General features: G+C 66.7%; 14 protein-coding genes. 8 read left to right on the forward strand and 6 right to left on the reverse strand.

Annotated elements, in window-relative coordinates:
- Positions 1–14: 14 nt before the first annotated feature.
- From DBY63_RS07885 to DBY63_RS07895, 3 genes are all read left to right on the forward strand, one after another.
- The gene (locus DBY63_RS07885; RefSeq protein WP_027598758.1) at positions 15–1,640 is read left to right on the forward strand and encodes a methyl-accepting chemotaxis protein; all 1,626 of its coding nucleotides are present in this window, start codon (positions 15–17) and stop codon (positions 1,638–1,640) included.
- Positions 1,641–1,737: 97 nt separating this feature from the next.
- On the forward strand, positions 1,738–2,370 hold the full coding sequence (locus DBY63_RS07890) for an HAD hydrolase-like protein (protein ID WP_027600528.1): 633 nt from the start codon (positions 1,738–1,740) through the stop codon (positions 2,368–2,370).
- Between the two features lie 10 nt (positions 2,371–2,380).
- The gene (locus tag DBY63_RS07895; protein WP_108582737.1) at positions 2,381–2,791 is read left to right on the forward strand and encodes a DUF2141 domain-containing protein; all 411 of its coding nucleotides are present in this window, start codon (positions 2,381–2,383) and stop codon (positions 2,789–2,791) included.
- Between the two features lie 732 nt (positions 2,792–3,523).
- On the opposite strand, the gene trpA is transcribed toward DBY63_RS07895, so the two are convergent.
- Together trpA and trpB are read right to left on the reverse strand one after the other, a co-directional pair.
- A complete protein-coding gene (trpA, locus tag DBY63_RS07900; protein WP_007160173.1) occupies positions 3,524–4,330 on the reverse strand; it encodes a tryptophan synthase subunit alpha in 807 nt (268 codons plus the stop codon).
- Positions 4,327–5,535: a tryptophan synthase subunit beta gene (gene trpB / locus DBY63_RS07905; RefSeq protein WP_027600526.1), complete on the reverse strand. Its 1,209-nt coding sequence runs from the start codon at positions 5,533–5,535 to the stop codon at positions 4,327–4,329. Before trpB ends, trpA begins: the two co-directional genes overlap by 4 nt.
- 92 nt (positions 5,536–5,627) lie before the next feature.
- Between trpB and DBY63_RS07910 the strand changes: the two genes are divergently transcribed.
- Positions 5,628–6,524, forward strand: a complete 897-nt coding sequence (locus DBY63_RS07910; protein WP_108582736.1) for a LysR family transcriptional regulator — start codon at positions 5,628–5,630, stop codon at positions 6,522–6,524.
- 40 nt (positions 6,525–6,564) lie between these two features.
- Here the strand turns inward: DBY63_RS07910 and DBY63_RS07915 are convergent, their stop codons facing one another.
- On the reverse strand, positions 6,565–6,888 hold the full coding sequence (locus tag DBY63_RS07915; protein ID WP_007160170.1) for a DUF883 family protein: 324 nt from the start codon (positions 6,886–6,888) through the stop codon (positions 6,565–6,567).
- Positions 6,889–7,106: 218 nt separating this feature from the next.
- On the opposite strand from DBY63_RS07915, the gene DBY63_RS07920 reads away from it, so the two are divergent.
- Together DBY63_RS07920 and DBY63_RS07925 are read left to right on the forward strand one after the other, a co-directional pair.
- Positions 7,107–7,322 (forward strand): dodecin, encoded by a 216-nt coding sequence (locus tag DBY63_RS07920; RefSeq protein WP_007160169.1) that lies wholly within the window; start codon positions 7,107–7,109, stop codon positions 7,320–7,322.
- Positions 7,323–7,365: 43 nt separating this feature from the next.
- Positions 7,366–7,593 carry a DUF1161 domain-containing protein gene (locus tag DBY63_RS07925; RefSeq protein ID WP_108582735.1) on the forward strand — a complete coding sequence of 76 codons (228 nt, stop codon included), beginning with the start codon at positions 7,366–7,368 and terminating at the stop codon, positions 7,591–7,593.
- An 88-nt stretch (positions 7,594–7,681) separates the two neighbouring features.
- Here DBY63_RS07925 and hmpA read toward each other — a convergent pair whose 3' ends face one another.
- Positions 7,682–8,851 (reverse strand): NO-inducible flavohemoprotein, encoded by a 1,170-nt coding sequence (gene hmpA, locus DBY63_RS07930; protein WP_108582734.1) that lies wholly within the window; start codon positions 8,849–8,851, stop codon positions 7,682–7,684.
- Positions 8,852–8,982: 131 nt separating this feature from the next.
- Between hmpA and norR the strand changes: the two genes are divergently transcribed.
- Complete coding sequence (gene norR, locus DBY63_RS07935) at positions 8,983–10,521, forward strand: nitric oxide reductase transcriptional regulator NorR (RefSeq protein ID WP_108582733.1); 1,539 nt, start codon at positions 8,983–8,985, stop codon at positions 10,519–10,521.
- 17 nt (positions 10,522–10,538) lie between these two features.
- On the opposite strand, the gene DBY63_RS07940 is transcribed toward norR, so the two are convergent.
- Together DBY63_RS07940 and betC are read right to left on the reverse strand one after the other, a co-directional pair.
- Positions 10,539–11,456 carry a choline ABC transporter substrate-binding protein gene (locus DBY63_RS07940; protein WP_108582732.1) on the reverse strand — a complete coding sequence of 306 codons (918 nt, stop codon included), beginning with the start codon at positions 11,454–11,456 and terminating at the stop codon, positions 10,539–10,541.
- Between the two features lie 21 nt (positions 11,457–11,477).
- Positions 11,478–12,977, reverse strand: a complete 1,500-nt coding sequence (gene betC / locus DBY63_RS07945; RefSeq protein ID WP_108582773.1) for a choline-sulfatase — start codon at positions 12,975–12,977, stop codon at positions 11,478–11,480.
- A gap of 117 nt (positions 12,978–13,094) precedes the next feature.
- Here betC and DBY63_RS07950 point away from each other — a divergent pair, with 117 nt between their 5' ends.
- A complete protein-coding gene (locus tag DBY63_RS07950; protein WP_074583316.1) occupies positions 13,095–14,078 on the forward strand; it encodes a LysR substrate-binding domain-containing protein in 984 nt (327 codons plus the stop codon).
- The last annotated feature ends 1 nt before the right edge of the window (position 14,079 follow it).

Consider the following 14,079-nt stretch of genomic DNA (forward strand, 5'->3'; position numbering starts at 1 on the left):
CCGGGGCTGCCGCCGTGACCTTTCGTTCCTTCTCCCTCGCCATTCGCAGTGTGTTGTGTTTCGGCCTGCTGGCCATCCTCGTGGCCAGTCTGGGTCTGTTCGGACTGCTGCAACTGTCGCAGATCCGTACCCAGGGCCAGGTCATCGAGACCAACAACGTGCCCAGCATCGTCGAAGCCGACAACCTCGCCCTGCAACTGGCCCGCACCCGGGTCGAGGTGCTGCGTCTGCTGGCCATTCCGGATGCCGCCACCGTCGCCAACACACGCAAGAAGATCGACAGCATCAATGCCGATATCGGTGCCGGTTTCGGTCGCTATGAAAAACTCGTCAGCAGCGATCGCGAACGCCAGGCCTTCGATGCCCTGCGCCAGATCCACGGCGACTATGTCCGCTACACCGCGCAACTGGCCGACCTGATCGGCGCCGGCAAGCTCGACGAAGCCCGCAGCCTGATCCAGACCAGCATGGCCCAGCTCGGCGTGCAGATGAACGAGCGCACCGAAGCCCTGCGCAAGATCAACCAGGAAGACATCAAGGCCGCCTCCCAGCACTCCGGCGAGACCTATGCCCAGGCCACCTCCATCACCTGGATCGTGATCGCCCTGGCCCTGGGTCTGACCGTGCTGCTGGCCTGGCGCCTGACCCTGAGCATGACCCGGCCCATCGCCGAGGCCGTCGCCGCCGCCCGGACCATCGCCAATGGCGATCTGACCCAGACCCTGGATACCCGCGGTCACGACGAAGCCGCCCAGCTGCTGCAGGCCATGCAGCAGATGCAGACCAATCTGCGCGACACCCTGGGCCACCTGGGCCACTCCGCTACCCAGCTGGCTTCGGCCGCCGAGGAGATGACCGCGGTCATGCAGGAGAGCGCTCACGGCCTGCAGCAGCAGAACAGCGAGATCGAGATGGCGGCCACCGCCGTCACCGAGATGAGCCAGGCGGTGGACGAGGTGGCTGGCAACGCCACCTCCACCTCGTCCGAATCGCGCCAGGCCGCCGATACCGCGCGTCAGGGCCAGCGGCAGCTGGGCGATACCCTGGGCGCCATCGAGGTGCTTACCGAAAACGTGCTGGGTGCCAGCGAGCAGGCCCGCCAGCTGGCCGAGCAGACCCGCAACATCAGCCAGGTGCTGGACGTGATCCGCTCGGTCGCCGAGCAGACCAACCTGCTGGCGCTCAACGCCGCCATCGAAGCGGCGCGTGCCGGTGATGCCGGTCGTGGCTTCGCCGTGGTCGCCGACGAGGTCCGCGCCCTGGCCCATCGCACCGGCGAATCCACCCGCGAGATCGAAGGCATGATCGGTAGCATCCAGCAGGGCACCGGCCAGACCGTCGATGCACTGCTGACCAGTGCCGACCAGGCCCGCCAGACCCGCGAGCAGGCGCAGTCGGCCAACGCCGCCCTGGCCGCCATCGCCCAGTCGGTGTCGGGCATCGACGAGCGCAACCTGGTGATCGCCAGCGCTGCCGAAGAGCAGGCCCAGGTGGCCCGCGAGGTGGATCGCAACCTGGTGCGCATCCGCGATCTGTCGGTGCAGACCGCCGCCGGTGCCGAGCAGACCCGCGCCGCCAGCCAGCAGCTCTCCGAACTGGCAGTGGAGCTCAACGGCCAGATCCGCCGCTTCCGCGTGTGACCTGACCGGCAGGGACGCCCCTGCCGGATCCCGTCGCGGTGGCAAAACCGGGAGGCGACCGCTACGCTGGCGCCTTCGCCCACCGCGCCTCTCTCGCATGAGCTATCGCTACGTCATCTTCGACTTCGACGGCACCCTGGCGGACAGCCTGCCCTTTCTGCTGAGCTGTCTCGGCGAGCTGGCGCAGACCCATGGCTTTCGCCAGCCAGCCGCCGACGAGTGGCCACGATTGCGCGCCTCCTCCCTGACCGGTCTGCTCGACAGCCTGGGCATCCCGCTCTGGCAGGTGCCCCGCATCGCCCGGCACTATCGCCGCCTGCTGGTCCAGCGTGGCGCTCAGGTCCTGCCCTTCGCCGAGATTCCCGCCACCCTCGACCGCTTGCAGGCCAGTGGTCTGCAGCTGGGCCTGGCGACCTCCAACTCCGCCGCGGCCGTGCACCAGGTGCTACCCCAGGCCGGACGCCTGTTCACCGCTGGCGAATTCGACATCCCCCTGCTGGGCAAGACGCGGCGTCTGAAGCGCCTGCTCCACCGCCAGGGGATCACGCCGGCCGAGGCCCTCTATGTCGGTGACGAACTGCGCGATCTGCAGGCCGCTCGCCGCGCCGGACTGGGCTGCGCCGCCGTGGCCTGGGGCTATGGCTGCCCCACGACGCTGCGCGCGCAGCAACCCGATCTCTTCTTCGAACAACCGGCCGAGTTGCTGCGGCTGCTGCCCTCCCCCTGCTGAAGGAATGCCCATGAAGTCTCTGTTGCTGGTCGCTGGTCTCGGTCTGAGCGGTCTCTTGCAGGCCGCCGAACTGCAGGTACGGGTGGAGACGGTCGATGCCTCGGGGGGCCAGTTGCTGCTGGCGGTATTCGATAGCGAAGCGGCCTGGAAGGAGCACAAGACGCCCGTGGCCCAGGCCCATCTCGCCGCGCAGGCGGGTACCCAGGAGCAGCGCTTCGAGCTGCCGCCCGGGCGCTATGCCGTGTCGGTCATCCACGACAGCAACGGCAACAGCTCGCTGGACACCAATTTCATCGGCATGCCCACCGAACAATACGGCTACAGCAACAATCCGCCACTGCGCATGCGCATGGCCACCTTCGAGGAATGCGCCTTCACCCTGCCGGCCGCAGGCCTGCTCCAGCAGGTGACGCTGCGCTAGACCAATGCTGTCGTACACAGGCTTCCAAACAGAAAATCAACAGACTTATCCACAGGGCTTTTAGTGGCGATCGCTGAGTACGGCGCTGAACAGACGTGGATAACTCCTTGGGCTGGCAGCAGAAATCCCTTGACTCGGGAATAACCCGGAAAACTGGTCATTATTTGATCGATTCTCTGGAAGCCGCGCCAGCGCTGGCCTCTGGCACTAGACGAACAACCTATCCACAGCCCTATGCAGCTCTATTGTGGGTTGTGGAAAACACCTAAAAGAGGATTGATCATTTTTTGTACGATCCTCTACAGGCCTTGCCAGCCATGGCGTACAGGCCAGGTCCCACATCTTTTCCACAGGCACGCACACAGCAGATGTGGGAAAACCGGACCACGGAGTGCGCCTTCGGCCGCCTGAGCGACCTGAACGAAATTGGCTATTTAATGAACAATTTTGTCCGGACAACCGCCTGATCGGTTGCTGACAACTTGCCCAAGGCTTATCCACAGCCTTTACCTGTCGGGCAATGACGGCAAGGCGGTCCGGCGTTCGCAGCCTGACTCACCGAGTGAGGTCGTAGCGGATTCGATCAACAGGGACAATACCTGCCCAGCCCTTCTGGCACGCGGCTTTGCGCCGATAGCGAACAGAATGCCCACAAAGTTATGCACAGCTTGCAGGCTGTCCGGGCATAAAAAAAGACCGCCTGATGCGGTCTTTTTCGAGGCTGGCGAGGGCCTAGCGCGCGGTGCGCACGCTGTCCGACAGCTGCTTGCAGAGGCCGAGCACGCCGTCGATGGCAGCGCCCGAGGACTCGGCCTTGGCGATCTGATCGACAAAGGCCGAGCCCACCACCACACCATCGGCGATGCGAGCGATCACCCGCGCCTGCTCGGGGGTACGGATGCCGAAGCCGACGGCCAGGGGCAGGTCGGTGAAGCGACGCAGACGCGCCACGGCGGCCTCGACGTGTTCGGTGGTGGCCGAGCCGGCACCGGTGACGCCAGCGACGGACACGTAGTAGACGAAGCCGGAGCTGGTGTTGAGCACCCGCGGCAAGCGGGCGTCGTCGGTGGTCGGGGTGGTCAGGCGAATGAAGTCGATGCCGGCGGCCTGGGCTGGCAGCGCCAGCTCGGCGTCGTGCTCGGGCGGCAGGTCGACCACGATCAGGCCATCCACCCCCGCTTCGGCGGCTTCCGCCAGAAAGCGCTCCACGCCATAGCGATGGATGGGGTTGTAGTAACCCATCAGCACCAGCGGCGTCTCGCCTTCCCCACGCCGGAAGTCGCGCACCATCTCCAGGGTCTTGGCCAGATTCTGACCTGCCTGCAGGGCGCGCAGGGCAGCGGCCTGGATGGCCGGGCCGTCGGCCATGGGATCGGTGAAGGGCATGCCCAGCTCGATGACGTCGGCACCGGCCGCCGGCAGGCCCTTGAGGATGGCCAGGGCGGTGTCATAGTCCGGATCGCCGGCGGTGGTGTAGGTGACCAGGGCCGCACGGCCCTCGGCCTTCAGCGCGGCGAAGCGGGTTTCCAGGCGGCTCATAGCTTGTCTCCCAGGTGACTCATCACGGTCTGCATGTCCTTGTCGCCGCGGCCCGAGAGGCAGATGACCATCAGGTGGTCCTTGGGCAGGTGCGGCGCGCGCTTGAAGGCCTCGGCCAAGGCGTGAGCCGTTTCCAGCGCCGGGATGATGCCTTCCAGGCGGCAGGTCTGGTGGAAGGCCTTGAGCGCCTCGTCGTCGTTGATCGGCACGTATTCCACGCGCTTCACGTCGTGCAGGTGGGCGTGCTCCGGGCCGATGCCGGGGTAGTCCAGGCCGGCGGAAATCGAGTGGGCGTCGATGATCTGGCCATCGTCGTCCTGCAGCAGGAAGGTGCGGTTGCCGTGCAGCACCCCGGGCATCCCGCCGTTGAGGCTGGAGGCGTGCTTGCTGGTGTCGACACCGTGGCCGCCGGCTTCGACGCCGATGATGGCGACGTCAGTGTCATCGAGGAATTCGTGGAACAGGCCCATGGCGTTGGAGCCACCACCGACGCAGGCGATCAGGCTGTCGGGCAGGCGTCCTTCCTTCTCCAGGATCTGGGCGCGGGTCTCCCGACCGATCACGGCCTGGAAATCGCGGACCATGGCCGGATAGGGATGCGGACCGGCCACGGTACCGATCAGATAGAAGGTGTCGGCGACATTGGTCACCCAGTCGCGCAGCGCCTCGTTCATGGCGTCCTTGAGGGTGCCGGTACCGGAGGTGACCGGAATTACCTCGGCGCCCAGCAGCTTCATGCGGAAGACGTTGGCCTGCTGGCGGTCGATGTCGGTGCTGCCCATGTAGATGACGCAGGGCAGGCCGAACCGCGCGGCCACGGTGGCGGTGGCCACGCCGTGCATGCCGGCGCCGGTCTCGGCGATGATGCGGGTCTTGCCCATGCGCTTGGCCAGCAGGATCTGGCCGATGCAGTTGTTGATCTTGTGCGCGCCGGTGTGATTCAGCTCTTCGCGCTTGAGATAGATCTTGGCGCCGCCGAAGTGCTCGGTCAGGCGCTCGGCGAAGTACAGCGGATTGGGCCGACCGACGTAGTCGCGCTGGAAGTAGGCCAGCTGCTCGAGAAACGCCGGATCCTCCATGGCGGTCTCGTATTCGCGCTGCAGATCGAGGATCAGCGGCATCAGGGTTTCGGCGACATAGCGGCCACCGAACTGGCCGAACATGCCTTGAGCGTCGGGGCCCTGGCGATAAGCGGTCTGGGTCATGGGATTCTCCTGCGAAGATGGATCTACCTTACCTGCTTGAGTGCCGCTGATAAATCGATAAGATCGCGATGACCCGTCAGGAAATCTCACAGATGAGCGATCCCCGCGACCTGCCTCCCCTGAATGCCCTGCGCGCCTTCGAAGCCACTGCTCGTCTAGGTGGCATGAGCCGCGCAGGGAACGAGCTGCACGTGACCCATGGCGCCGTGAGTCGCCAGATCCGTGCGCTGGAGGAACAACTGGGGGTGGCGCTGTTTCGCCGCGAAGGCCGTGGTCTGGCGTTGACCGAAGCCGGTCTGCGGCTGCGCGAGGTGAGTGGCGAGGTCTTCGAGCGCTTGCGTGAGGTGTGCGCCGAACTCAAGGCCGGCAGTCGCCAGGGGCCCTTCGTGCTGGGCTGCCCGGGCAGTCTGGTGGCGCGCTGGTTCATTCCGCGGCTGGATCGCCTCAATCGCGATCTGCCGGAGTTGCGCCTGCACCTTTCGACCCGTACCGACGACACCCCGCTGGCCGCCGCCGGCCTGGATGCCAGTCTGCTGTTCACCGAGACGGCGCCGCCACAGGACGTGATGCCCTATCACCTGGCGCCTGAGCGCATCGGTCCGGTGCTGAGCCCCTATTGCCCGGCCTATCTGAGATTGCGGGACGGCGACCTGCAGGCCTTGCTGGCGGAACGCCTGCTGCACACCCTGTCACGGCCCCAGGCCTGGCCACAGTGGTTCGCCACCCAGGGCCTTGAGGCACCGGAGCTGGAGTACGGGCAGGGCTTCGAGCACCTCTATTACCTGCTGGAGGCGGCGCTGTCGGGATTGGGCGTGGCGATCGCGCCGGAGCCACTGGTGGCGGCGGATCTGAAGGCGGGCCGGCTGGTGGCGCCCTGGGGTTTTGCGGCGACCGGTGCGGAGTTGGCGCTATGGGCGCCGGGTCGGCTGGCGGATGAACGGGTGGAGCGATTGGCGACCTGGCTCAGAACCGAGCTGGCCGAGCGCTAGCGCCCGAGGCACCCCTTGAGGATGCCTCGAACCGCCACGATCAGTGGTCGCCGCGCAGCAGCGCCCAGCCGACCAGGACGGTCACGCCGGCGGCGATGCCGACGGTGGCCCAGGGATGTTCGCGCGCCACGCCGCTGGCGGCGCGCCCGTACTGACGGGTCAGGCGACGCACGTCGTCATAGACCTCTTCCAGCGAATCGCCCGAATGGTGCAGGGCTTCGCGAGCGGTGCTCTTGAAGGAATTCAGACTGCTGCGGGATTCGCGTGCAGCGTTCTTCTTCAGCGATGCCAGCGAGTCGAGCAGGCTGTTGATTTCGTTCTCGATGCTGGCGATGGACGCCTGGTAATCGGTGTTACGGGCCATGACAACCTCCTGGGATGGACGGATTCAGGAAATGTGACTACCGAGCCGTTGGAAAGTGCTGCAAAGCCGTGGGCGAGAGCCTGGGCAGTGAACTTATCGGGGCCTTTCGCGGCCTCAAATGGCAGAGGCACCCTTCCCGGCGAGTCGACCGCGACACCGGTCAACGCGTTGCCGGCTAACCGCTGCAGCGCCCGTCATTGCTGACCCAGGAGAGTTTCATGTCCGATCATCACACCTACAAGAAGCTGGAAATCGTTGGCTCTTCCACCACCAGTGTCGAGGACGCCATCAACAACGCCCTCGCCGAGACCGCCAAGTCGGTCAAGAACCTGGAATGGTTCGAGGTGGGTGAAATCCGCGGTCATATCCAGGACGCCAAGGTGGCTCATTATCAGGTCACCCTGAAGATCGGCTTCCGTATCGAAGCCAGCTGAGCAGCATTCCAGACCTCCCTCCCCCCGCAAAAGGACAGGCAAGATGCGTAGAATCGTGATCACCCTCGGTTTGTTGGCCCTGAGCGGCGGCGCCTTTGCCGCCGGCACCTCGTGCGACACGGTCAAGGCCGATATCGATGCCAAGCTGCAGGCCAAGCAGGTGGCGCACTACAGCCTCGAGGTGGTGGACAAGGGCAGTGCCAGCGCCTCCGCCAAGGTGGTGGGCAGCTGCGAAGGCGGTAGCAAGGACATCGTCTACCAGCGTCGCTAGGTCCAGGACCGCAGGGCGCTACCCACAGGTGGCGCCTGGATTCTCGCGAAGAGACACCCACTGCCCAACGGCAGTGGGCGTCTTTTTTTCAGAGGTCGGTGGCGGGTCCGAAGAACTCGTGGCGGATCTGCTTTTCCGGCACGCCCAGCTCCAGCAGATCACGGCGCACCTGGGCCATGAACGGCTGCGGGCCGAGAAGATAGACGTCCAGGTCGCGATCCTTGGGCAGCCAACGCTGCAGGCGCGCCCGATCCAGGCGCGAGGCATAGGCCTCTTCCGCCACCGGCTCGCTGTAGCAGAAATACAGCTGCAGTTGCGGATGGTGGGCGGCCTGCTCTTCCAGCCAGTGCCCGAAGGCCTGGACCCCGACATGGCGGGTGCAGTGGATCAGCTGGATCGGCCGCCCGCTCGGCAGCGCCGCCGACACCATGGGCAGCAGCGGCGTGATGCCGACGCCACCGGCGATCAGCAGCAGCGGCTTGGTCGATTCCTGCAGGACGAATTCGCCGGCCGGTGCGAAGACCTGCAGCACGGTGCCCTCATGGGCGTCGGTATGCAGGTAGCGCGAGACCACCCCACCCGGCTGATGCTTGACGCTGATGCGATAGCCTCGGCCTTCGCTGGCGGCCGAGATCGAGTAGTTGCGGCGGTATTCGACCCCGTCCAGCGTCAGGCTAAGCCCCAGGTACTGGCCGGGCTGGGCGATGCTGGTTGGCAGACCGTCCACCGGCTCAAGGTAGAAGGAGCTGATCTCTTCGCTTTCCGGCTCGATCCGCGCGATGCGGAACGCCCGCCCGCCACGCCAGCCACCGGGCGCCTCGGCCTGGGCGGCGTAGCGCTGCTCCTCGGCACCAATCAGCAGATTGGCCAGCTGGCCATAGGCGGCGGCCCAGGCGTCGATCACCGCATCGGTGGCCACCTCGGCGCCCAGCACCTCGCGGATGCTCTGCAGCAGGGCGATGCCCACCAGCGGATAGTGATCCGGCTGCACCTGCAGCGAGACGTGCTTGTTGACGATCTGCTCCACCAGCGGCCCCAGGGTATCCAGGCGATCGATGTAGCGGGCGTACATCAGCACCGCGCGCGCCAGCGCCCGGGCCTGGGCACCGCTGGCCTGGTGGGCACCGTTGAACAGCGGGCGGATCTCGGGGTTGTCGCCGAGCAATCTGTCGTAGAAATGCCGGGTCAGGATTTCCCCGCCGGTTTCCAGCAGGGGGACGGTGGCCTTGATGATGGCCTTTTGGTCAGATGACAGCATGGCAGGGATCTCCAAACAGGACTGCCCTGGCCGTATCACGAGTCGTGCCAACCAAAAAACTGCGCCAGATCAGGCTTTTATCCAGGGAGCTTGTCATAATGACCAGGTCCCTATGACTCGCCGAGGTCAAATTGACCCGTACCACCCTGCTCGAAGCCATGGTGCCCCTGGTGGCGGATCTGGCCCGCGACCTGCCCGATCAGCAGCGCTACGCCAGCCTGCTCGATGCCCTGCGCAAGGTCCTGCCCTTCGATGCGGTGGCCCTGTTGCGCCTGGATGGCGATGTCCTGGTGCCCTTGGCGGTAAGGGGTCTCGCGGCCGATACCCTGGGCCGCCGCTTCAAGGTCGGCGAGCACCCGCGCCTGGCGCTGCTGCTGGCAAGTCGCGCGCCGACCCGCTTCGCCGTCGATTGCGACCTGCCCGATCCCTACGATGGCCTGGTGGAAGGCGTGCAGGGGCATCTGGAGGTCCACGACTGCCTGGGCTGTCCGCTCTATGTGCAGGACCAGCTCTGGGGCCTGCTGACCCTGGATTCGCTGCAGGCGCAGAATGCCCAGTCCGAGGATCTCACCATCCTCGCCGCCTTCGCCGGGCTGGCGGCCGCCACCGTGGCCGCCGCCGAGCGCATCGGTCAGCTCTCCGCGCGCATCGTCAGCGAGCACGAGCTGACCGTGGCCTATCAGCAGTCGGTGGGGCACCAGCGACCCCGTGAACTCATCGGCCAGAGTCCGGCCAGCCTGCGCCTGCGGCAGGAGATCGAGACCGTGGCGGCCAGCGACCTGACGGTGCTCATCACCGGCGAGACCGGCGTCGGCAAGGAGCTGGTGGCCGAAGCCGTGCACGCGCGCTCCCTGCGCCAGCAGCGGCCGCTGATCAGCCTCAACTGCGCGGCCCTGCCCGAGGCCCTGGTGGAAAGCGAACTCTTTGGCCATGTGCGCGGGGCCTTTTCCGGCGCGGTGAGCGACCGCCGCGGGCGCTTCGAGCTGGCCGACGGCGGCACCCTGTTTCTCGACGAGGTCGGCGAATTGCCGCTGACGGTGCAGGCCAAGCTGCTGCGGGTGCTGCAGAGTGGCCAGTTGCAGCGGCTGGGCTCGGATCGCGATCTCAAGGTGGACGTGCGCATCATCGCCGCCACCAATCGCGACCTGGCCGAGTGCGTGCGCGCCGGGCGCTTTCGCGCCGACCTCTACCATCGCCTGAGCGTCTATCCGCTGGCCGTACCGGCCATGCGTGAGCGCGGCCGCGACGTCCTGCTGCTGGCCGGTTTCTACCTGGAGCAGAATCGTGCCCGCCTGGGCCTGCGTGGCCTCCGGCTGACGCCCGCGGCGCAGCGCACCCTGCTGGCCTACGACTGGCCGGGCAATGTGCGCGAACTCTCCCACCTCATCAGCCGGGCGGCGCTCAAGGCCCATGCCGGCAGCGAGGAACGCGGCGGCATCCTGACCCTGGACAGCGATCAGCTCGGCCTGCCACCGGGCACCGCGCCCCTGCCCGAGGAGGATGCCGCCCTGCCCTCTGCCTCCCTGCGCGAGGCCACGGACGCCTTCCAGCGCCAGACCATCACCCTGGCGCTGGAACAGCACGGCCAGAACTGGACCCTGGCCGCCGCCGCCCTGGGCCTGGACCGCGCCAACCTCGCGCGCCTGGCGCGGCGGCTCGGTCTCAGGTAGCCCTCAGGCCGTAGCGTTCACAGGGCTTTCTGTACCGCCGGCAAGCCCGGCTGGCCATCGCGGGTGGTGACGCCCTGCAGCCAGGGCTCGAGCACCTGGGGATGGGCCTTGAGCCAGGCCTTGGCGGCGGTGTCGTAGCTGCCGCCCTTGTCCCGCGCGGCGCTCATGACGGCGTTTTCCATGTCCAGGGTGAATTTCATGTTGCTCAGCAGGCGGGCCGGATTGGGGCACTGCTCGGCGTAGCCCTTGCGCGTCAGGGTGTTGACCGTGCCCGCGGTGCCGAAGTACTTGTCGCCGCCGGTCAGGTACTTGATGGGGTAGTCGACGTTCATGGGGTGCGGGGTCCAGCCGAGAAAGACCACCCACTTGTCGCGCTTCACCGCGCGCCCGACCTGGGACAGCATGGCCTGCTCGCTGGACTCCACCAGTTGCCAGCCACCCAGACCGAACTCGTTGTCCTGGATGATCTTCTGCAGCGACTGGTTGGCCGGCGCGCCGGCGCCGATGCCGTAGATCTTCTTGCCGAACTGGTCGGCATGCTTGGCCAGATCGTCGAAGCTCTTCACCCCGCCTTCCCAGACATAGGTGGGCACCGCCAGGGTGAATTCGGTCCCGACCAGATTCTGCGCCAGCTCGGTGACCTGCCCGGTCTTCACGAACTGATCATAGTGCGCCTGCTGCGCCGGCATCCAGTTGCCGAGGAAGGCATCCACCTGCCCGTTGCGCATGCCGCCGTAGATGATCGGCACCGCCAGGGTCTCGACCTTGCCGGTGTAGCCCAGCGCACCCAGGATCGCGCCGGTGAGGGCGTTGGTGGCGGCGATGTCGCTCCAGCCCGGATCGGCCAGGCGAACCGTTGCGCAGGCCTGGTCCTCGGCCTGGGCCGACAGGCTGACCAGGGCCAGCGTCAAGGTAGCGATGATTCCGTGTTTCATGGCCGTGCTCCTGTTAGCGGTTCAGGGTTGAGGGTAGCGGGCGCGACGCTCCAGGTCGTCGAGGTCGATGTGATTGCGCATGTACTGCTGGCTGGCATCGACGAAGGGCTGGTGATCCCAGCTGGTCCGCTCGCCCTGCTCCAGGGCCGCCGCGACGAAGCGCCGCCGCCGCTGGCTGGCCAGCACCTCGGCGTGCAGGCGCGGCAGGTCCCAGCGCTGGCGGACCTCGGCCTGGAAGCTGGCGAGCAACTCGGCGTAGTCGGCGCTGGCGGCCAGATTCTCGCGCTCCAGCGGATCGTTCTGCAGATCGAACAGCAGCGGCGGATCCAGTTCGCAGTGGATGTACTTGTAGGCGCCGCGGCGGATCATCAGCAGCGGGCTGACGGTACCCTCGGCCAGGTATTCGCCGATCACCTCGTCGTGCCCGGTCCGGCCTTCCAGGTGCGGCAGCAGCGAGCGACCATCCAGCGGCAGCTCGTCCGGCAGCTGGCCGCCGGCCAGCTCGACGAAGGTCGGCAGCAGGTCCAGGGTCGACACCGAGGCCTGCACCCGCGCCGGGGCGAAGCGACCGGGCGCATGGATCAGCAGCGGGACCCGCGCGGCCATCTCGAACCAGTGCATCTTGTACCAGAGTCCGCGCTCACCGAGCATGTCGCCGTGGTCGCCGGAAAAGACGATCACGGTGTCGTCGGCCAGACCGCATTCCTCCAGCGTCTTGAGCAGATGGCCGACCTGGGCGTCGACGTAGCTGCAGGCACCGTAGTAGGCCTGGCGGGCGTCGCGGATCTTGGCCTCGGGCAGCGGCTTGTCCCAGAGGTCGATCACCTTGAGCAGGCGCTGGCTGTGGGGATCCTGCTCGGCCTGGGGGATGGCGCCTTGCGGCAGCGGGATGTCGACCTCGTCGTACAGGTCCCAGAATTCGCGGGGGATGGTGTAGGGATCGTGCGGATGGGTCAGGGACACGGTCAGGCAGAACGGCTGGTCATCGCCGCGACGCACGTGATCGTAGAGGTACTGGCGCGCCTTGAAGACCACCTCTTCGTCGAAATCCAGCTGGTTGGTGCGCACGCAGGGCCCGGCCTGCAGCACCGAGGACATGTTGTGGTACCAGCTCGGGCGCTCGTCCGCCGCGTCCCAGTTCACCGCCCAGCCATAGTCGGCGGGATAGATGTCGCTGGTCAGGCGCTCTTCGTAGCCGTGCAGCTGATCCGGTCCGCAAAAGTGCATCTTGCCCGACAGCGCCGTGCGATAGCCGAGGCGGCGCAGGTGGTGGGCATAGGTGGGAATGTCGGCGGCGAAATCGGCGGCGTTGTCGTAGGCGCCGATCTTCGACGGCAGCTGGCCGCTCACCAGGGTGAAGCGCGAGGGTGCGCACAGCGGACTGTTGCAGTAGGCAGAGTCGAACACCACGGCCTGTTCGGCCAGGCGTTGCAGGTTCGGCAGCTTGATCGGCGAGGCGGCGTCGTACAGCGGCAGGATGGGCGCCGCCATCTGGTCGGCCATGAGAAAGAGGATGTTCATCGGCTTGGACAAGAGCGCCTCCGCTAGGATCAGGGTTGCTTATGGGTGGCCCATCATCCAATGCTGAAAAATCTGCGTGAAGGCCACTGGGGATGATGTTTCGGATAAGCTGGGCTTATGACTCGTCGCCATGGAAACATACTCTTGGACGCCGCCCCTGCCGACCGCCCTGCCCTGGCGCTGGACAGCCTGCGCACCTTCGAGGTGGTGGCGCGCCGCCTGAGCTTTACCGCGGCGGCGGGCGAACTGGGGACCACCCAGCCGGCCATCAGCCAGCAGATCAAGCGCCTGGAAGCCCAGTTGCAGGTGCGGCTGTTCGATCGCGTCCATCGCGGCATCCTGCTCACCGAAGCCGGACGGCTGCTGCAGGAATACGTCGAGGCCGGTCTCGCCACCCTGGACGAGGGGGTGCGGCTGGTCACCGCCCGCCCCGCCCACGAGGTGCTGCAGGTGGCCACCGATTTCGCCTTTGCCGCCTACTGGCTGTTGCCGCGCCTGCCACGTTTCCATGCCCGCCATCCGGAGCTGGACGTCAGCCTGGTGACCAGCGACAGGGTGCCCCTGCCCGGTCCGGAGATCGACATCACCCTGGGCTTTGGCGACGGCCGCTTCAAGCATGGCGAAGCCTGGCCACTGTTTCGCGAAGAGGTTTTTCCGGTGTGCAGTCCGCGGCTGCTCCAGGGTCGGCAGCCGCCGCTACCCGTCCTGGAGCTGGGTCAGTGGCCGTTGCTGCACCTCAAGGCGGCGCCCAACAGCCGCTGGTATGACTGGAAGACGCTGTTGCCGGCGCTGGACCTGGCACCCCTGCCCGCGGCGCCGTCCGGTGCGGTGCTGAGCTTCGACAACTACACCCTGGTGATCCAGGCGGCCATCGCCGGCCAGGGCCTGGCGATCGGCTGGCGCCACCTGGTGGACGATCTGCTGCAGCAGGAGCTGCTCTGTCGCCCCTTCGCCGGGCTGGCCACCTCGCGCTATGGCTATTACGCCATCCTGCCCGAGCGCAAGCGGCGCCAGCGACTGGTGCAGCGCTTTCTCGACTGGCTGTTGGAAGAACTGGAACTGCCGCGCGAGTCCCTGGCCGGCGCGCGGCTGGCGACCTGAG

Origin of the sequence: Pseudomonas sp. RIT411, assembly GCF_003057735.2 — a bacterium.
GTDB classification, from domain to species: domain Bacteria; phylum Pseudomonadota; class Gammaproteobacteria; order Pseudomonadales; family Pseudomonadaceae; genus Chryseomonas; species Chryseomonas oryzihabitans.

Coding starts and splice junctions, on each gene's coding strand:
- DBY63_RS07925 (WP_108582735.1), top strand. CDS start 7,366: ATGCGTAGAATCGTGATCACCCTCGGTTTGTTGGCCCTGAGCGGCGGC.
- hmpA (WP_108582734.1), bottom strand. CDS start 8,851: ATGCTGTCATCTGACCAAAAGGCCATCATCAAGGCCACCGTCCCCCTG.
- DBY63_RS07890 (WP_027600528.1), top strand. CDS start 1,738: ATGAGCTATCGCTACGTCATCTTCGACTTCGACGGCACCCTGGCGGAC.
- DBY63_RS07895 (WP_108582737.1), top strand. CDS start 2,381: ATGAAGTCTCTGTTGCTGGTCGCTGGTCTCGGTCTGAGCGGTCTCTTG.
- DBY63_RS07950 (WP_074583316.1), top strand. CDS start 13,095: ATGACTCGTCGCCATGGAAACATACTCTTGGACGCCGCCCCTGCCGAC.
- DBY63_RS07920 (WP_007160169.1), top strand. CDS start 7,107: ATGTCCGATCATCACACCTACAAGAAGCTGGAAATCGTTGGCTCTTCC.
- trpA (WP_007160173.1), bottom strand. CDS start 4,330: ATGAGCCGCCTGGAAACCCGCTTCGCCGCGCTGAAGGCCGAGGGCCGT.
- betC (WP_108582773.1), bottom strand. CDS start 12,977: ATGAACATCCTCTTTCTCATGGCCGACCAGATGGCGGCGCCCATCCTG.
- DBY63_RS07910 (WP_108582736.1), top strand. CDS start 5,628: ATGAGCGATCCCCGCGACCTGCCTCCCCTGAATGCCCTGCGCGCCTTC.
- DBY63_RS07940 (WP_108582732.1), bottom strand. CDS start 11,456: ATGAAACACGGAATCATCGCTACCTTGACGCTGGCCCTGGTCAGCCTG.
- trpB (WP_027600526.1), bottom strand. CDS start 5,535: ATGACCCAGACCGCTTATCGCCAGGGCCCCGACGCTCAAGGCATGTTC.
- DBY63_RS07915 (WP_007160170.1), bottom strand. CDS start 6,888: ATGGCCCGTAACACCGATTACCAGGCGTCCATCGCCAGCATCGAGAAC.